14 protein-coding genes are annotated in these 18,759 nt (G+C 28.3%); 12 read left to right on the top strand and 2 right to left on the bottom strand.

Annotated elements, in window-relative coordinates; all coding sequences use genetic code 11:
* Positions 1 to 112 precede the first annotated feature (112 nt).
* The 4 genes from ACJJVY_RS09730 to ACJJVY_RS09745 all read left to right on the top strand — a co-directional run bounded on the left by ACJJVY_RS09730 (position 113) and on the right by ACJJVY_RS09745 (position 7,186).
* A complete protein-coding gene (locus ACJJVY_RS09730; RefSeq protein ID WP_405607526.1) occupies positions 113 to 4,528 on the top strand; it encodes a translocation/assembly module TamB domain-containing protein in 4,416 nt (1,471 codons plus the stop codon).
* A gap of 190 nt (positions 4,529 to 4,718) precedes the next feature.
* Entirely contained in the window at positions 4,719 to 5,702 is a 984-nt protein-coding gene (pfkA, locus tag ACJJVY_RS09735; protein ID WP_405607529.1) for a 6-phosphofructokinase, read from the top strand.
* Between the two features lie 28 nt (positions 5,703 to 5,730).
* Positions 5,731 to 6,732 (top strand): type I glyceraldehyde-3-phosphate dehydrogenase, encoded by a 1,002-nt coding sequence (gene gap / locus ACJJVY_RS09740; protein WP_405607532.1) that lies wholly within the window; start codon positions 5,731 to 5,733, stop codon positions 6,730 to 6,732.
* 85 nt (positions 6,733 to 6,817) lie between these two features.
* Positions 6,818 to 7,186 (top strand): methylglyoxal synthase, encoded by a 369-nt coding sequence (locus tag ACJJVY_RS09745; RefSeq protein WP_405607535.1) that lies wholly within the window; start codon positions 6,818 to 6,820, stop codon positions 7,184 to 7,186.
* On the opposite strand, the gene ACJJVY_RS09750 is transcribed toward ACJJVY_RS09745, so the two are convergent.
* On the bottom strand, positions 7,179 to 7,559 hold the full coding sequence (locus ACJJVY_RS09750) for a RidA family protein (RefSeq protein WP_405607538.1): 381 nt from the start codon (positions 7,557 to 7,559) through the stop codon (positions 7,179 to 7,181). The two genes, ACJJVY_RS09745 and ACJJVY_RS09750, sit on opposite strands and share 8 nt — an antisense overlap.
* Before the next feature lie 58 nt (positions 7,560 to 7,617).
* Entirely contained in the window at positions 7,618 to 10,314 is a 2,697-nt protein-coding gene (locus ACJJVY_RS09755; RefSeq protein WP_405607541.1) for a putative LPS assembly protein LptD, read from the bottom strand.
* Positions 10,315 to 10,407: 93 nt separating this feature from the next.
* Here ACJJVY_RS09755 and ACJJVY_RS09760 point away from each other — a divergent pair, with 93 nt between their 5' ends.
* From ACJJVY_RS09760 to menA, 8 genes are all read left to right on the top strand, one after another.
* Positions 10,408 to 11,520, top strand: coding sequence for an N-acetylmuramoyl-L-alanine amidase (locus tag ACJJVY_RS09760; RefSeq protein ID WP_405607544.1), 1,113 nt, complete (start codon positions 10,408 to 10,410; stop codon positions 11,518 to 11,520).
* Between the two features lie 54 nt (positions 11,521 to 11,574).
* Positions 11,575 to 12,540, top strand: a complete 966-nt coding sequence (locus ACJJVY_RS09765; protein ID WP_405607547.1) for an MlaD family protein — start codon at positions 11,575 to 11,577, stop codon at positions 12,538 to 12,540.
* 25 nt (positions 12,541 to 12,565) lie between these two features.
* Entirely contained in the window at positions 12,566 to 13,882 is a 1,317-nt protein-coding gene (locus ACJJVY_RS09770) for a 4Fe-4S dicluster domain-containing protein (protein WP_405607550.1), read from the top strand.
* Between the two features lie 134 nt (positions 13,883 to 14,016).
* On the top strand, positions 14,017 to 14,796 hold the full coding sequence (locus ACJJVY_RS09775) for a (Fe-S)-binding protein (protein WP_405607553.1): 780 nt from the start codon (positions 14,017 to 14,019) through the stop codon (positions 14,794 to 14,796).
* A gap of 10 nt (positions 14,797 to 14,806) precedes the next feature.
* A complete protein-coding gene (locus ACJJVY_RS09780; protein ID WP_405607556.1) occupies positions 14,807 to 15,787 on the top strand; it encodes a hypothetical protein in 981 nt (326 codons plus the stop codon).
* A gap of 34 nt (positions 15,788 to 15,821) precedes the next feature.
* Entirely contained in the window at positions 15,822 to 16,325 is a 504-nt protein-coding gene (locus tag ACJJVY_RS09785; RefSeq protein WP_405607559.1) for a PH domain-containing protein, read from the top strand.
* The gene (locus ACJJVY_RS09790) at positions 16,318 to 17,814 is read left to right on the top strand and encodes a PH domain-containing protein (protein ID WP_405607562.1); all 1,497 of its coding nucleotides are present in this window, start codon (positions 16,318 to 16,320) and stop codon (positions 17,812 to 17,814) included. The genes ACJJVY_RS09785 and ACJJVY_RS09790 overlap by 8 nt, the downstream gene beginning before the upstream one ends.
* On the top strand, positions 17,805 to 18,758 hold the full coding sequence (menA, locus tag ACJJVY_RS09795) for a 1,4-dihydroxy-2-naphthoate octaprenyltransferase (RefSeq protein WP_405607565.1): 954 nt from the start codon (positions 17,805 to 17,807) through the stop codon (positions 18,756 to 18,758). The genes ACJJVY_RS09790 and menA overlap by 10 nt, the downstream gene beginning before the upstream one ends.
* Position 18,759: the final 1 nt, after the last annotated feature.

The following is an 18,759-nucleotide window of genomic DNA, read 5'->3' on the forward strand; positions in this document are numbered from 1 at the left end:
GTAATTTGGTTAAAAATTGATTAGTTTGTAGTATCTATAATTGCTATTGTTTTAAATAAAAATTGTTATCAAAAAAGTTGGAAAAAAAATATTAAAATGGCTAGGGTACTTTGTGCTCTTTTTGCTATTTGTTGTTGTTTTACTTTCTACTTCTTTTGTGCAAACTCAAATAGGTAATTATGCTACAAAAAAGATTAACGAAGAATATAAAACAGATATTTCTGTAGAAAAAGTAGACTTGTCTTTTTTAGGAAATGTAAGTTTAATAGGTGTGCAAATTAGGGATCATCATAAGGATACTTTAATCTTTGTAAAGAGATTAAACACATCTGTTTTAAATGCAAAAAAAGTTATTGAAAAAGACGTTAATCTAGGAGATATTTCTCTTGGAGGTGCTCGTTTTTTTATGAAAACTTACCAAGGAGAAGAAACAGATAATTTATCTGTTTTTGTAAATCATTTTATTACAGGTAAACCTAAAGATTCCTTGGCAAAACCTTTTACTTTAAAATCGTCTAATGTTTATATTAATAATTTAGAATACACTTTAAATAATTATAATAATAAAAATCCGCTTCTTTTTTCGGCTAAAAAAGTTGGAGGTACTTTACAAGATTTATTAATAAATGGGCCAGATTTTTCCACTAAAATTAGAGGGCTTTTTCTTACTGATAATAGGGGGGTAGAGATTACAAATTTATCAACAGATTTTACCTATTCTTTAACGGCAATGCAGTTTAAAAATACAACATTGCAAACAATGAAATCTGATATTAATGGTGATGTTGATTTTACTTACCAAAGAAAAGATTTAACTGACTTTAGTAATAAAGTAAATATTACTGCAAGTTTTACCAATAGTAAAATAGCAATACCAGATTTAAAAAAATATTATAGCGAATTAAGTGGTAATGATGTTGTTCATTTATCAGGGGTATTAAACGGAAAATTAAATGATTTTTATTTAAACAATTTAAGGTTAAGTTCTAATAACGGAATTACATTAATTGGAAATCTTGGTTTTATTAATGCTGTAAATAAAGAAAATGGATTTGTTTTTAGTGGAGATTTAAAAGATTTAACTGCAACCTATGACGAATTAAAATATATTTTACCAAACGTTTTAGGTAAAACATTACCTACAGAATTTAAAAAAATAGGACAATTTACGCTTAAAGGAAAAGTAAATGTTTCCCCGAATAAAATGAGTGCTACCGTAGATTTAAAATCTAAAATAGGTACTATAATTTCTGATTTGCAAATATCTAATATTGATAATATAGACTATGCTGCTTATAATGGTAAAATAGAGCTAAATAAGTTTGATGTTGGTGTTTTTGTAAATGATCCTTTATTTGGTAAAGTGTCTTTAAAAGGAAAAGTAAACGGAAAAGGGTTTAAACTAGAAAACATTAATACAAAGTTTGTTGGAAAAATTTCTGAACTTATTTTTAAGAATTATCCTTATAATAATATTAATGTAAACGGACAATATCAAAACAGTAAATTTGATGGGAGTTTAAAGATAGATGATACTAATTTTAAAATGGAGTTTAATGGATTGGCAGATTTATCTTCCGAAATTCATAACTTCGATTTTAAATCGGATATAGAACTTTTAAATCTTAAAGAAACAAATCTCTTTACAAGGGATAGTATTGCTCTTCTTAAAGGAAATATAACTGTAGATATAGAAGGTAATAATTTTGATAACATTACAGGTAAAGCAATTTTTAAAAATGTCTTTTACAGAAATCAAAAAGAAGATTTTAATTTTAAAGAATTTAATGTAACATCTTCTATAAAAGATAGTATTAAAACAATTGATGTTACTTCTGAAGATATTGCAAAAGGCCATCTTAAAGGGAAGTTTTCTTTTGAAGAATTATTACCGGTTTCACAAAATGCATTGGGTAGTATTTATGCAAATTATACGCCCTATAATGTACAGCCAAATCAATATTTAGAATTTAATTTTACTATTTACAATCAGATTATAACGATGTTTTTTCCGGAAGTATCGATTGATGATAATACAAAAATAAGAGGAAGAATAGATGCTGATAAAAATCAATTAAAACTAAATATTTCTTCGCCTAAGATAGATGCTTATGGTAATGAAGTAAAAGACCTATTGTTAAGAACAGACAATCAAAATCCATTATATAATTCGCATTTAACAGCATCAGAAGTCAATACAAAATATTATAATGTTTCTAAATTAAACTTATTGAGTTTAACAAAAAACGATACATTGTATTTTAAATCAATTTTTAAAGGAGGAGATAAAAAGAATGAAGATTTTAATCTAGATTTTTTCTATACGTTTAATAAAGAAGGGAAATCTGTAGTTGGTTTTGAGGATTCTTCTTTTAAGTTTAAAGAGAATGTTTGGAACATAAATCCTGATAAATTAAACTCAAATGTTATTACCTTTAATTTAAAAGAAAAAGAATTTAATTTTAGTCAATTTAAATTAGTATCTGGAGAACAAAAAATAGAATTTACTGGTCAATTAAAAGGAGATGAACAAAAAATTCTATTAGCAGATTTTAGCAAAGTTGAATTAGAAAGTTTTTTACCTAAGATAGACAGTTTATCTTTAAAAGGAACATTATCAGGTAATGTAGATTTTATTCAAAAAGACGGAATTTATAACCCAGAAGCATTATTGTCAATTAAAGATTTTCAAGTAAACAATTTTAAGCAAGGAGATTTATTACTAAATGTTAAAGGAGATAATTCTTACGAAAAATATGAAGTAGGTTTGTCTATTGAAAATGAAAATGTTAAAAGTATTGCAGCTAGTGGCTCTTTAGATTTTTCGTTAAAAAGACCTTTAATAGATCTAGAAGTTTATTTAGAAGATTTTGGTTTAAGTGCTTTTAGTCCTTTAGGCCAAGATGTTTTATCTTCTATAAGAGGAACTGCTTCTGGCGAATTTACTTTAAGAGGTTTTTTAGGGAACCCAGAAATGGAAGGAAAGTTGAAGCTTAAAAATGCTGGCTTAAAATTCCCCTATTTAAATGTAGATTTTGACTTTGCAGGAGAATCTGTTGTAGAATTACAAGAACAGTCTTTTATATTTGGAGATGTATCTTTATTAGATACTAAATATAAAACGCAAGGGAAACTTGTAGGGAATGTTACCCATTTAAATTTTAAACAATGGTTTTTAGATATTGAAATAGAAAGTGATAATTTACTTGTTTTAGATACAGAGAATAAGGAAGAATCGTTGTATTATGGTACCGGCTTTATAGATGGTACCGCAAATATTACAGGTTTAACAGAGCAATTAACTATAGAAATAAACGCAAAAACAAATGGAGGAACAAAGTTTGTTGTTCCGTTAAAAGATATAGAAACCGTAGATAGCTATAGTTTAATTCATTTTAAATCAGAAGAAACAAAAGTAAAAGACAAACAGAAAGAACTAGCTTTAGAGGCTCTTAAAGGACTTTCTTTAAATATAGATTTAGAGGTTACCAAAGATGCCATAGCGCAAGTGGTTATAGATGAGGTTAATGGAAGTCAACTTATAGGAAGTGGAGCAGGTAATCTTAGGGTTGAGATAGATACAAGAGGTAAATTTAATATGTTTGGAGATTATACAATAGATAACGGTGTGTATGATTTTAAATATGGAGGATTTATAAGTAAACCATTTATAATAGAAAAGGGAGGAAATGTTTCTTGGAATGGAAATCCGTATGAAGCATTGTTAGATGTTACGGCAATATATAAAGCAAAAGCAAATCCAGGGGTTTTATTAGAGAATTTTAATTCTAATAGAAAAATAGAAGTAGATTTAGTAACTAGAATTACTGGAGGATTATTTAGTACAAAGCAAGATTTAGATATTCAATTATCTAATGTAGACCCCACAATAGCAAGTGAGTTAGAATTTATTTTAAATGATAATAATGTAAATGAAAAAACAACACAGTTTATTTCTTTATTAGCCTTTGGTAATTTTGCAAATCCAGACAGAGCAGATTTTGATGCAGGAGCAAGTATCTCTAATACGGCATCAAGTGCTATATCAGCAGCTTTTTCGAGTTTATTAAATAGTCCAGAAAGTAAGTTTCAATTAGGTGTAGATTATCAACAAGGAGATACAAGTAATGATGTAGATCGATTAAATGTAGATAACCAAGTAGATGTATCTGTAAGTACTCAGTTAGGAGATAAAGTTATTATAAACGGAAAAGTAGGAGTGCCAGTTGGTACACAGACCCAATCTAGTGTTGTTGGTGAGGTAAAAGTAGAAATTCTTTTAAATGACGAAGGTAATTTAAGAGGTGTTATATTTAATAGGCAAAATGAAATCCAATATTCTACAGAAGAAGAAGGTTATACGCAAGGAGTCGGTCTTTCTTATCAAGTAAATTTTAATACTCTTTATGATTTATTGAGAAAAATAGGTCTTCGTCAAAAAAGAGAAAGAAAAAAATCCATTCCTGAAGAAAAAAAAGATTCTATTTTAAGAACAAGAGAAGAGCAAGATCTTTTAGAAGGAAATTAAGTGGATATTTTATCTAGAAAATATTTTGTAATGTTTATTAAATTAATTAACACTATAATAATTAAGTAAAGCACAAAATTTATAAAAAATCAGCTATTTTTAAGCTAAAAATAATAGGTCTTAGCCTAAAACGATTTCGTAGTTTTATTATTTTTAATGATTTTAAAGCAGTAAATTTACATCAAGAAATATGAAGAAAATTAAAAAAATAGCAGTTATGACTTCTGGAGGAGATGCTCCAGGTATGAATGCCGCAATTAGAGCTGTAGTTAGGTCTTGTGCTTATTATAGTTTAAGTTGTGTTGGTATATATAGAGGTTATGAAGGGTTAATTGAAGATGATCTTATTGAATTAAGTGCAAGAAGCGTTCATAACATTATTAATAAAGGTGGTACAGTCTTAAAATCTGCAAGATCTAAAGCCTTTAGAACAAAAGAAGGTAGACAAAAAGCTTACGAAAACTTAGTAGAGCGTGAGGTAGATGCAATGGTGGTTATTGGAGGAGATGGTTCTTTTACAGGAGCTGTTTTGTTTAATGAGGAATTTGATTTTCCTGTAATTGGTATTCCTGGTACTATTGATAATGATATTTTTGGTACTTCTCATACATTAGGATACGACACTGCTTTAAATACAGCGGTAGAGGCAATTGATAAAATTAGAGATACAGCATCTTCACACAACAGACTTTTCTTTGTTGAGGTTATGGGCCGTGATGCTGGTTTTATAGCGTTAAACGCAGGTGTAGGGGCTGGAGCAGAAGAAATTTTAATACCTGAAGAGGATTTGGGGTTAGATAGAATGTTAGAGTCTTTAGAAAGAAGTAGAAGAGCAGGCAAGTCATCTAGTATAGTTGTCGTAGCAGAAGGAGATAAGTCTGGTAAAAATGTATATGAATTAGCTAGTTATGTAGAAGAAAATTTACCCGAATATGATGTTCGTGTAAGTATTCTTGGTCATATGCAAAGAGGGGGTTCTCCATCTTGTTTTGATAGAGTTTTAGCAAGTAGATTAGGTGTAAAAGCTGTAGAACTATTGTTAGATGGTCATACAAACTTAATGGTAGGTCTAAAGGATAATAAAGTAATTAGTACAGATATAAAAGAAGCAATTTCTGGTGGGCATTCAATAAACTATGAGCTACTAAGAATTTCTGATATTATAACAACATAAAAAAAATAAATAATTAAAAATTAGAATAATGATTAAAATAGGAATTAACGGATTTGGACGAATTGGAAGATTAGCATTCAGATCTACAGTAAATAGAAAAGACGTACAAGTAGTAGCTATTAATGATTTATTAGATGTAGATTATTTAGCTTATATGTTAAAATATGATTCTGTACACGGAGCATTTGATGGAACTGTTGATGTAAAGGATGGTAAATTAGTTGTAAACGGAAATGAAATAAGAATTACAGCAGAAAGAGATCCTGCAAACTTAAAGTGGGATGAAGTTGATGCTGAATATGTAATTGAGTCGACAGGGTTTTTCTTAACAGAAGAAACTGCTGGTAAACACTTAGAAGCTGGAGCTAAAAAAGTAGTTTTATCTGCACCATCTAAAGACCATACACCAATGTTTGTAATGGGTGTAAATAACACAGAATTAAAAGCAGATCAAAAGATTTTTTCTAATGCATCTTGTACTACAAACTGTTTATCTCCTATTGCAAAAGTATTAAATGATAACTGGGGGATTTCAGAAGGTTTAATGACAACTGTACACGCTGCAACTGCAACTCAAAAAACTGTTGATGGTCCTTCTATGAAAGACTGGAGAGGTGGACGTTCTGCTATTGGTAACGTAATTCCTTCTTCTACAGGAGCTGCAAAGGCTGTAGGTAAAGTAATTCCTGCATTAAACGGAAAATTAACTGGTATGGCTTTCAGAATTCCTACTATGGATGTTTCTGTTGTAGATTTAACAGTAAAATTAGATAAGCCTGCTACTTATGAAGAAATTTGTGCAGCAATGAAAGCAGCTTCAGAAAGTGGGCCAATGAAAGGTGTTTTAGGTTATACAGAAGATATGGTAGTTTCTCAAGATTTTGTTGGTGATACTCGTACTTCTATCTTTGATGCTAAAGCTGGTATTGCTTTAAACGATAACTTTGTAAAAGTTGTTTCTTGGTATGATAATGAAATTGGTTATTCAACTAAAATTGTTGACTTAATCGAATATGCTGCTTCTTTATAAAAATAAGTAGTTTTCACATAAATAAAAACCTGAAAGTTCTAATGCTTTCAGGTTTATTTATTTTTAATAACACTAAAATTACAATATGGAAATAGCAATTATTGCACATGATGGTAAAAAAGCAGAAATGGTTCAGTTTTTAAATCAACACAAAACAACTTTATTACAAAATAATATATCACTTATTTCTACAGGTACTACAGGTACTAAAGCAGAACTTGCAGGTTTTAAAGTAACTAAATTTTTATCAGGACCAATTGGTGGAGATGCTCAAATTGCAAGTAGAGTTGCCGAGGGTAAATGTAAAATGGTATTATTTTTTAGAGACCCACATGCAAAACATCCTCATGAACCAGATATTATAATGCTGTTAAGAATTTGTGATGTACACAATGTTCCTTTAGCAACAAACCCTGCTACTGCAGATTTACTAATTAGTGCATTAACTATTTAATAGCAATTGCACTAATTTCAACATTTACAAATTTAGGCAGATTAGCAACTTCAACAGTTTCTCTAGCAGGAGCTGTTTCTTCATTAAAATATTTTCCGTAAATGGCATTTATCTCAGCAAAGTTATTCATGTCAGAAATAAATATGGTTGTTTTAATTACGCTTTCAAAAGTCATTTCTGCAGCAGCCAAAACTTCTTTTAAGTTTTCCATAACTTGAGTTGTTTCAGCTTCTAATGAAGCTATATTTAATTCTCCAGTTTCTGGGTTAATTGCAATTTGCCCAGAAGTATATAAGGTGTTTCCGCTTAAAACAGCTTGATTATATGGGCCAATTGGAGCTGGTGCTTTTGTTGTTGTTATTATTTTTTTCATTTGTTTTTCGTTTTTAAATTTTTAGAAGATTTAAGTAATTTTTATTTCTATCATCAACTTAAAATAAAGTTCTATCAGCAGGTTTTGTTTTATCCCATTTTAAATCTGATAAAACAGAAGATTTTACACCAATAAAGAATGTGTAAGAAGAATTTGTACCAAAAGGAACCCAGTTAAAGTTAAATTGCCAACTATCTAAGTCTCTTGTAAAATTAAATCTAGAAAAGGTAAAAGCACCTCCTTTAACGTCGTAACCAGAAGAGTAACCTACTTTCCATTTGGGTGATAATTCTAAATTACCACTAAACATAATACTGTGTATTCCTACTTCTCCAGGATCAATACCATTATTAGTATAACTTGCAGAATAAGCTAGGTTTAAAGACCAAGGTATGTCTGCTGCATATAGTTTTGTTTTTGTTTCTTCCTCTTCTTCTTGAGAATTAGAAGTATTCCTTAGTCCAGATTTGTCTGCTGTAGGGTTTATATCTGCACCAATAACATCAACTCCAGCTTGAGCTCCATTGCCATTCTGTTTTTTATCGTCTTTACTGTTTTTATCAAAATCTTTACTAGAAATCGAGTAATTTGCAGTTAAGCTAGCATTGGTAAGTCTAAGAAAGTTAGCATTAAATTCATCTATTCTGGTTCCTTCGCTATTCACTTTATACGGATCCATAGAACCACTTAAATTTACAGCTAATTTATCGTTAAAAAGTCTTGTTCCTGCAGAAAAACTTACAGGAGACCAACGTAAACTATCTGCTGCAATATTGTAAGAACTACTAAAATTTAAGTTATTTAGAATAGTAACTTTTTCATCTTCTACCTCTTCGTCATCGGGGTCGGGGTTCTTGGGTGATACTTTAGCTTCTAAAACGTTGTTTAAAGAAATCCCAATAGAATTACTTAATCCAGAAGAAGGTGCTCCATAAATACCACTATCAAAAACCGTATAATCTAATAAATCTGTAGCATCTGCACTTTGCTGTACTTGCTTTATGTATTTGTCTTGAAAATCTGGTCTGTAAGAGTAAGAAATAGAAGGCCTAAAAGTATGTCTAAGTGTTTTTAGTCGTCCTTTCTTAAAATTAAAAGTACCGTAAATATTTGTAGATAGACTAATACCTGCATTATATTCTCTATACGTTTTAAAGCCTCTTAAAGTATCTGTAACTACAACATCCTCTGTTACATCATAATCTTTTTGTAGATAATCAAATTGCCAAACTTCTTCGTAATTTGCGCTAGGCGATAAGGTAAAGTAATTAAAAGCTTTTATGTTTGTACTTGTTCCTGTAGTGTGTTTTACTCCAGATCTAGCTGTTTCAAACATTTTAGCCGTAAAAAACTCATCATCTGTGGTATTAATTAAATACTGACCTTGCATTGTATAATTAAAACCCATTTTCTGAATAGGTGTTTTTTGAACGCCATTTTTACCAGCAAAAGGATATTGTCTATCCATATTAACGGTTAATGAAGGTAAGGTCATTGTAATGGCTTCTGTATTTGTATTTTGTTGATGAGAAGCCGTTAAGTTTAAGTTAAAAGGTGTGCCAACAAAAGTTTTACTATAACTAATAGATGAATTAAAAGTATTAGTTTGTGTTTGCGAAATATTATATTGATTTATTGATTCTCTATAGAATTTACTACTACCTAAATTAACAGATGCGGAAAATCTTGAATTAGGACTTGCTTTAGAATCTTGGCTATGAGACCATCTTATATTGTAGTTACTAGTTTTACTATAATCATCATATCCTTTAATACCACTAATGGTATTTTCGTAACTAAAATTAAAAGACCCATTAAAACGATATCTTTTCTTATAGCTAGAGCTTAGCCTCATACCCCAACTTCCATTAGAATAAACATCGGCAAGTGCACTTAAATCCATATAATCACTTATGGCAAAGTAATAACCTCCGTTTTGAATACCAATACCTCTGTCTGTACTTCCGGTATCAAAAGACGGAATTAAAAAACCAGAAGTACTTGTTTCTGTTATTGGAAAATAAGCAAAAGGAAGAAAAACTGGAGTTGGTATATCTGCAATTACCAAATTACTAGAACCTACAATTATCTTTTTACCAGGTACTAATTTAGCTTTATCAGTGGCAATATAATAATCTGGGTTTTCTTTTTCTGATGTAGTAAATTTTATATTTCTAACATATATAGTAGAATCGTTTACACGTTTGGTTTTTTCACCATAGGTAAACATTTCTCCTTGCTTAGTTTTAAGACCGTAAATTAAAGCTCTTTCACTTTTAAAATTATAAATTATAGAATCTTGTTCTGATTCTTGACTACCTTGTTTAAAAACAGGACGTTGCGTATAACCCGTACTATCTATAATTCCTTTGGCAAAAATTACACTTTTTTTATAATCAATAATAATTATACCAGCCTTTAAATCAATATCTGTGTAAGTAATATTTGCTTCGTTATAAAGAGTAACCGTTTTTTCTTTAGCATTTTGTATTGTATAATCTTTTGCAACATGTACAATAATGTCTTCTATAGACTCTTTTGGTTTTATAGAATCTATGGCAATAGTATCCGTTTTTTGTATTGATAAAGAATCCGATTTAGTTTTTATAATTGAATCTTTTACAGAAATTAGGGTAGATTCTTTCTTAAATGTTGAATCTGCTATTTTAAGTTTTCGTTTAATATCTTGCGAAAAGCCTGCTTTTATAGAAAAGAGGACGCAAAATAAAAGTATGTATGATAGGTTTGTTTGCAATGCTATAAATACTATTTTTGTATTAAAGTAAAAGTATGGTTCAATTTTTGAAGCACCAAATTATAAAATGCCAAAATTAGTTAATTTTTATTGATGATATTTCAACAAACTCACAAATTTAAATTCAGAGTAAGAAATCTTTTTCTTTTCTTCTTTGTCTCCTTTCTTTTCACAAATTCAACGACTTTTTTTGCACAAAAAAAATATGTAATAGTTCTTGATGCTGGTCATGGAGGAAAAGATCCTGGCAATTTAGGAAACGGATATAAAGAAAAGGATATTGTGTTAAAGGTTGCTTTAATTGTAGGTAATAAGCTATCTAAAGATAAAAATATTAAAGTAATTTATACAAGAAAAAGTGATACATATCCAGACTTGTGGAAAAGGGGAGATATTGCTAACAGAGCAAAAGCAGATTTGTTTATATCTATTCATTGTGATTCTCATACATCTAATGCATATGGAGCAGGAACTTTTGTTTTAGGATTAAGGGGTAATAAAAAGAATTTAGAGATAGCAAAAAGAGAAAATGCTTCTATTTTGTTATACGAAGATAATTATGAGAGTAAGTATAAAGGTTTCGATTCTAATTCAGCAGAATCAGTAATTGGTTTATCACTTTTACAAGAAGAAAATTTAGATAAGAGTTTGGCTATGGCAAGTCTTATTCAGAATAATCTTACAAAAAAGCTAAAGAGATTAGATAGAAAAGTAAAACAAGATAATTTTCAGGTTTTAAGAGAAACAATTATGCCAAGTGTGTTGGTAGAATTAGGTTTTTTAACAAATAATAAAGAAGGAAGATATTTAAATTCTAGATCAGGACAAGAACAAATGGGAGGTGTAATTGCAGATGCAATTTTAAACTATGTAGATAATTTAAAATTGAATACTATCTCTAATAACTCAGTGTCTTACACCAATACAGATTCTGAGTTAGAAAACAGTTCTATTGAATATAAAATTCAAATAGCATCTAGTAAAAATAACATTGCAACAAAATCTTACAACTTTAAAGGGTTAAAAAACATACAGAGAGTAAAAGTAGGTAGCTATTATAAATACTATTATGCTAGAACATACAATTATAAAGAAGTTAAGCAATCTTTAAGAACTGCAAAATCTAAGGGATATAAATCTGCCTTTATAGTTGCTTTTAAGAAAGGTAAAAAAATATCTGTAACAGAAGCTGTTAAAATGCAATAGATTTGATGGCGTCAACCAAAAATTATTAGTAATATTGTTATTAAATTTATATGCATGTCTAGAGAATTAAAAACAGGAATTATAGCGATTGTTATAATTGCATTATTTATATGGGGTTATAATTTTTTAAAAGGTCAGAACTTATTTGACACTAGTTCACGTAATTTTAAAGTGGAGTATAGTAACATAGCAGGTTTAACTGAATCTAGCTTAGTTACTATAAATGGACTTAAAGTTGGTAAGGTTACTAACATAGAGTTTAATAGAGCAGAAGGTAAAAGAGGTCATTTAATTGTGAGTTTTGTTATTGAAAAAGATATTCAGTTTTCTAAAAAAAGTGTTGTTAAAATTTATTCACCAAGTCCTTTAGGTGGTTCTAATTTAGCAATTATACCAGAATATGAAGGAGAAGAAGCTATTTCTGGCGATGTGTTAAAAGGAGAGGTAGAAACTAGCTTGTTTACTTCTATCGGAGAACGTTTAGATCCAATTCAAACTAAGTTAGAAGATATTATGGTAAGTGCAGATTCTTTATTTAATAACGTAAATAATATTTTAGATACCAATACACAAAATAGTCTAAAAAACTCTGTGCAATCTTTAGAGTTTACACTAGCAGAGGTTAAAAAAACAATGTTATCTATTAATGGAATTTTAGATACTAGTTCATCAGACTTAAAAGAAAGTATAAAAAATACCAAAGTAATAACAGAAAACTTTGCTAAAGTTTCAGATACATTAGCTAATGTAAATATTGGAGGTATTATTAGTAAAACAGAAATGACATTAGATAAAGCAAATTCAATTTTAGAAGGTGTAAAATCTGGAGAAGGAACCCTTGGTAAATTAATAACAGATGAGGAGTTGTATAATAATATGTCTTCTGCTACTAAAGAATTAGAATATTTGTTAAGAGAAATGAAATTACATCCTAAAAGATTTGTTCATTTTTCATTATTTGGTAAAAAAGCAAAACCATATACTCCTAGCTCAGAAGAGTTAGAAGAAGCAAATAAGTAATAAATTTAAAACTCATTAATTTAGTATGCAATACTTACCAAATATATTTTTTGCTTTAGCCTTGGCTTTCGGAATTGGTTTTTTTGTGATGAATATTCGCAAATTATCAAGAAACATTAAATTAGGTAAAGATGTTGATAGAACAGATAATAAATCAGAAAGATTAAAAAACATGATTTTGATTGCTTTAGGGCAATCTAAAATGGTAAAAAGACCTTTTTCAGGATTTCTTCATATTATAGTTTATGTAGGATTTATAATTATAAATATAGAGGTTCTAGAAATTATTATTGATGGCCTATTTGGAACTCATCGAGTTTTTCAAGGACTTTTAGGGAGACAGTTTTACGGATTTTTAATTGGAACTTTTGAGGTTTTAGCAACTTTGGTTTTTGTTGCAGTAACTATTTTTTGGTTGCGTAGAAATGTATCAAACATCAAACGTTTTTTAAGTAAAGAAATGAAAGGATGGCCAAAAAATGATGGTAATTATATCCTTTATTTTGAAATGGTTTTAATGACTTTGTTTTTAGTGATGAATGCTACCGATGTTTCATTTCAAGAAGCTGGAGTTGGAAATATAGTTAGCCAATTTATTGTGCCTTTTTTTGAAGGATATTCTATAGAAACACTTCATACAATAGAAAGAAGTGCTTGGTGGATTCATATTTTAGGAATCTTAGTTTTCTTAAATTATTTATATTATTCGAAACATTTACATATTTTATTAGCATTTCCTAACACTTATTTTGCAAACTTAAATCCAAAAGGGCAGTTTGCAAATTTAGAATCTGTTACAAAAGAAGTTAAGTTAATGATGGATCCTGATGCAGATCCTTATGCAATGCCTGTTGAAGGAGAGGAAGAGGCAGAACCAGAAAAGTTTGGTGCTTCTGATGTTACAGATTTAAATTGGGTTCAATTAATGAATTCTTATACATGTACCGAATGTGGTAGGTGTACATCTTCTTGCCCTGCAAGTCTTACAGGTAAAGAATTATCACCAAGAAATATCATGATGAAAACTCGTGATCGTTTAGAAGAAGTTGGTAGAAATATAGATGTAAATAAAGGAGTTTTTGTTGATGATGGTAAACAATTACTAAACGATTATATTTCTCCAGAAGAACTTTGGGCGTGTACAAGTTGTAATGCTTGTGTAGAAGAATGCCCGGTAAATATAGATCCTCTATCTATAATTATGGATATGAGAAGATATTTGGTAATGGAAGAAAGTGCGGCTCCACAAGAATTGAATATGATGATGACAAACATCGAAAATAATGGAGCACCTTGGCAATACAATCAACAAGACAGATTAAATTGGGCTAAAGAAGAATAAATAGCAATGAGTAATTTTCTATAGTATATTTATAAAGAACAAATAAGGTTGCATTAAAAAACTTTAATAATTAAATAACATTTATGGGTCTTTTTATTAATAATTTTAAAGGCCAATAATTTAAAATTAAACAAATGAACGTACCTACAATGGCAGATATGATGGCGCAAGGTAAGCAACCAGAAGTGTTGTTTTGGGTTGGTGCAGCAGGAAGTTATGATGATAGAGCTAAAAAAATATCAAGAGCATTTGTAAAAATATTACATGAGGCTAATGTAGATTTTGCTGTTTTAGGTACAGAAGAATCTTCTACAGGAGATGCTGCAAAAAGAGCAGGAAATGAGTTCTTGTTTCAAATGCAAGCAATGATGAATATTGAGGTATTAAATGGTTACGAAATAAAAAAAATTGTTACTTGCGATCCTCATTCATTTAATACTTTAAAAAATGAATATCCTTCTTTGGGAGGAAAATATGAAGTTTATCATCATACACAATTCATACAGAATTTAATTTCAGAAGGGCGTTTACAAATTGATGATACAACTTTAAAAGGAAAGAAAGTTACGTTTCATGACCCTTGTTATTTAGGTAGAGCTAATGAAGTTTATGAGTCTCCGAGAGATTTAATAAAAAGATTAGGTGTTAACTTAACAGAAATGAAACGAAATAAATCTACAGCACTTTGCTGTGGGGCTGGAGGAGCACAAATGTTTAAAGATGCAGAAAAAGGAGATAAAGAAATTAATGTTTTAAGAACAGAAGATGCTTTAGAAACCAAACCAAACATTATTGCAACAGGTTGTCCGTATTGTAATACAATGATGACCGACGGAATTAAATTTAAAGAAAAAGAGACTGAGGTTGCTGTAAAAGATATTGCGGAGTTAATTGCTGAAGCTAATAATTTATGATACTAAACAAATGCCATCTGTAAAAAAAGAACACTTATCGAACGTCTATTTAGAGTTGAATGCTTTAAAATTAGAGAAAGAAAAGCTACAATCTAGCATTGAAGCTAAGAGTACGGAATTAGATGCTTTAAGAGAAAATAAAGGTCAATTAGAATCCAGTTTTGTAGGAGTAAGTTCAGAGTTAGATGCTCTAAAAGCAGAAAAGAAAATTTTACAATCTACTATAGATGATAAAAATTCAAAATTAGAAACATTAAAGCTAGACAAAGATCAGTTAAAATCTAGTTTTATTAAAGTAAATTCTGAATTAGATGCCATAAAGGTAGAAAGAGATCATTTAGCACCTAAGTTTAAAGAAGTAAATTTAGAAAATGAAGCTTTAAAAGCAAAAAATGAAGAATTAAAATCTAATTTTTTAGATGCTAGCTCAGAAATATCTAAAATTAAAAAAAATAAAGAACAATTAAAATTTACTCTTAAGTCCGTAAAATTAAAAATTAAAGACCAAGACAAAAAAGGAAAAAGAAATAAAATTGTATTTTTTATTTTATCATTAATACTCATAGTTTCATTGATTTTTATATATCTAAATTATTCAAAATCTGAGACAGAATTAAAGAGTATAAAAGATCATCAAACAGTTTTGTTAGATAGAATAAAAGAGCTAAAATCTAAGCCAGCTGTACTTCCTGTTATAACTGATGCTAAACCAGAGGTTACATATACTTTACAATTAGGTCTTTTTAAAACTTTAAATGTAGATTTTAAAAATTTAGAAGATATAGAACTTAAAGAAATAAAGACAGATAAAGGTAATATTTATCAGTTAGGTTCTTTTACTACATACAAAGAAGCTACTTTATTTAAAAATGAAATTAAAAAGATGGGTTTAAAAGATGTCTTTTTAGTACCTTATAACAAAGAAAATAAAAGAATAGGAATTAAAGAAGCCTTAATTTTAAGTAACGAAAAAGAATTTATTGCTAATTAAGTTTTATCAATATAAGGTGTGTAATTTATACTAAATGTTTGCAAACGAACCAGTTTCTAATTATCCGGATATAACAGAAATAACTTTTAAATCTATTAATAAAAGATATTTAAAAGTTATTTTAAGTAATATTGTACTGGTTTTTTTAGGAATTTTAATTGCTCTTTTTTTAGCGGATTATTATAGTTTTTTTGATAAAATTGATTCTTATATTTTTCTAATTTACTTTTCTTTTACTCTTTTATTTATTGTTTTTTGTTCGTTTTTGTATATCGGGTTTAAAAGAAGAAAATATGCTGTTAGAGAAAAAGATATTTCCTATAAGAGTGGTGTTTTATTTAAAAAGCTAACAACAGTTCCTTTTTCTAGAGTACAACATATAGAAGTAGATGAAGGTCCTATTTCTCGGTTTTTTAAATTGGCTTCTTTAAGTGTTTTTACAGCTGGAGATAGTAGTGATGATTTAGAAATAAAAGGAATCACAAAAGAAGAAGCTTTGCAAATTAAAGAATTTATTAGCCAAAAAATCAATGAATAATACATTTGATTTTAGACAGTTCTCTCATCAATCAAAAAAAGGAATTCTAGTAATTTATGGTAACTTATTATATAAGTTCTTTAAAATTTCTTGGATTTTACTCTTTATTATTTTTAAAGATTTTTCAAAATTTAATGATCAAAAAGTAACTTATATTGCTTTAGGTTTTGCTTTTGTTTTAATATTCTTATTTGTAAGAGCATATTTATTATTTAAAAATTTTCAGTTTAAAGTAGAAAATAATCATTTTATTTTAAAGCAAGGAGTTTTAAAAAAGAGCAATACTTCTATTTCGTTTGATAGAATTCAGAATATCAATTTTAAGCAAAATATCATTCAGCAACTGATTAATGTACACGAAGTAAATATAGAAACAGCAGGTTCTAATAAAACCGAAATTTCTATAAAGGCAATGTCTTTTTTAAAAGCAAAAGCACTTAAAAATCAACTTACAAGTAGTTTTAATAAGACGATAGAAGTCGAAGCAGAAAAAGAAAAACCATTTTTAAAGATTAATCCTTTAGAGTTATTAAAGATTAGCTTAACGGAAAATCACATACAAAGTTTGTTGATTTTTTTAGCCTTATTAGTTGGTTTGTTTCAACAAATAGATCAGGTTTTTAAAGGTTTTTTAAAAGATAATTTAGTTACAAATTATATTAAAGAAAGCAGTAATTCTTTTTATCAAAGTACACTTTTAATATTAGTTTTTGCAATTATTTTGGTTTTAACAGCCGTGTTAAGCTCTTTTGTAAGAGTCTTTTTGTTCCATTTTAATTTAACTGTTTTTGTAAAAGAAGAATCTTTCGAAATTTATCAAGGTTTGTTTACAAAGAAGTCTTTTATTTTAAAGAAAGATAAGATTCAGAACATTACTATTTCTACAAATCCAATAAAAAAGATTTTAGGGATTTCTTTTATCACATTTAAACAAGCGGTTAGCGGAAAAGTAAATCAGAAAAAAGAGAAATTAATAAGAATTGTTGGTTGTAAAATAGCACAAGTAAATAAAGTTAAAAAATTACTTTTTAATTTTTCTGATGTAGATAATTTACAAAGAAAGCAAGTACATTTTTATTTAAAAGCAAGAATGTATTTTAGAACTTTACTGTTTTTATCAATAATTAATATTGGTTTCTATTTGTTGTTTTTTGATGTTAAAATATATTTAATCAACTTATTAATCATTCCTTTTTTTATCTTTTTAATCAATTTAATTTATAGAAAAAAGTTTTATAAAATCAGCGAAGATGTTTTGTTAGTTGGTAGAGGAAGTATAGAAACACATTTAACTTATTTGCCTTTTTTTAAAGTACAAAACATTAAAATGACACAAAGTTTTTTTCAAGAAAGAAATAAGGTTGTAGATTTGGTGTTTCAAACCGCTTCAGGAAAAATTAAGCTTCCTTGTATAGAAAAAGAAGAAGCGATAAAAATTTACAATTATACTTTATTTAAAGTAGAAAGTAGTAAGAATTTATGGATGTAAAAAGCTACATTAAAGCAGCACGTTTAAGAACTTTACCATTATCTGTTTCTGGAATTATTGTGGGTGCTATTTTAGGAAATCAAGATTTTTTTGTATTAGAAAGTTTAAAATCAGAAGTTATTTCGGATGATTTTTCAGTTTCTTTAGTTTTACAATCTTCAATATTTTGGCTAGCAATTTTAACTACAATAGGTTTTCAAGTTCTGTCAAATTTTGCAAATGATTATGGAGACGGTATTAAAGGTTCTGATAAAAATAGAACAGGAGAAGCACGTATGGTTTCATCTGGAGCAATAACTCCAAAACAAATGAAAACAGCAATGATAATTACTACAATTATCACTTTAATAATTGCTTTATTATTGATTTATGTTTCTTTTGGCAGAGAAAATTTTTTGTATTCAATCTTATTTTTTGGGTTAGGAATCGCCTCTATTGCTGCTGCAATTAAATATACGGTTGGTAAATCTGCTTATGGTTACAGTGGATTTGGTGATGTTTTTGTTTTTGTTTTCTTTGGATTATTAAGTGTTATTGGTAGTTATTTTTTATACACAAAACATATTTACTTTAGAATATTCTTACCAGCATTTTCAATCGGATTATTAAGTACAGCTGTATTAAATTTAAATAATTTAAGAGATAGAGAAGAAGATAAAAAGAATAATAAAAACACTTTAGTGGTAAAAATAGGAAGTAAAAAAGCAAAATTATATCACTATTTTTTAATTTTTAGCGCTTTAATAACTGCGCTTATTTATACATTTATCACATACAGAAATATGTATCAACTGTTATTTTTAATCGCTTTTTTACCTCTAATTAAGAATATAATTACAGTAGCAAAAAATAAAATTCCTGCGGAATTAGATAGCGAATTAAAAAAAGTAGCATTAAGTACCTTCTTCTTTGCCATTCTTTTTGGAATTGGTCAAATTTTTTAAA

The organism is Polaribacter sp. Asnod1-A03, from assembly GCF_045063585.1.
Lineage (GTDB): Bacteria > Bacteroidota > Bacteroidia > Flavobacteriales > Flavobacteriaceae > Polaribacter.

Bases quoted from the DNA above. Each gene is read 5' to 3' on its own strand.
- pfkA (WP_405607529.1), top strand. From the start codon at position 4,719: ATGAAGAAAATTAAAAAAATAGCAGTTATGACTTCTGGAGGAGATGCT.
- gap (WP_405607532.1), top strand. From the start codon at position 5,731: ATGATTAAAATAGGAATTAACGGATTTGGACGAATTGGAAGATTAGCA.
- ACJJVY_RS09745 (WP_405607535.1), top strand. From the start codon at position 6,818: ATGGAAATAGCAATTATTGCACATGATGGTAAAAAAGCAGAAATGGTT.
- ACJJVY_RS09750 (WP_405607538.1), bottom strand. From the start codon at position 7,559: ATGAAAAAAATAATAACAACAACAAAAGCACCAGCTCCAATTGGCCCA.
- ACJJVY_RS09760 (WP_405607544.1), top strand. From the start codon at position 10,408: ATGATATTTCAACAAACTCACAAATTTAAATTCAGAGTAAGAAATCTT.
- ACJJVY_RS09765 (WP_405607547.1), top strand. From the start codon at position 11,575: ATGTCTAGAGAATTAAAAACAGGAATTATAGCGATTGTTATAATTGCA.
- ACJJVY_RS09770 (WP_405607550.1), top strand. From the start codon at position 12,566: ATGCAATACTTACCAAATATATTTTTTGCTTTAGCCTTGGCTTTCGGA.
- ACJJVY_RS09775 (WP_405607553.1), top strand. From the start codon at position 14,017: ATGAACGTACCTACAATGGCAGATATGATGGCGCAAGGTAAGCAACCA.
- ACJJVY_RS09780 (WP_405607556.1), top strand. From the start codon at position 14,807: ATGCCATCTGTAAAAAAAGAACACTTATCGAACGTCTATTTAGAGTTG.
- ACJJVY_RS09785 (WP_405607559.1), top strand. From the start codon at position 15,822: ATGTTTGCAAACGAACCAGTTTCTAATTATCCGGATATAACAGAAATA.
- ACJJVY_RS09790 (WP_405607562.1), top strand. From the start codon at position 16,318: ATGAATAATACATTTGATTTTAGACAGTTCTCTCATCAATCAAAAAAA.
- menA (WP_405607565.1), top strand. From the start codon at position 17,805: ATGGATGTAAAAAGCTACATTAAAGCAGCACGTTTAAGAACTTTACCA.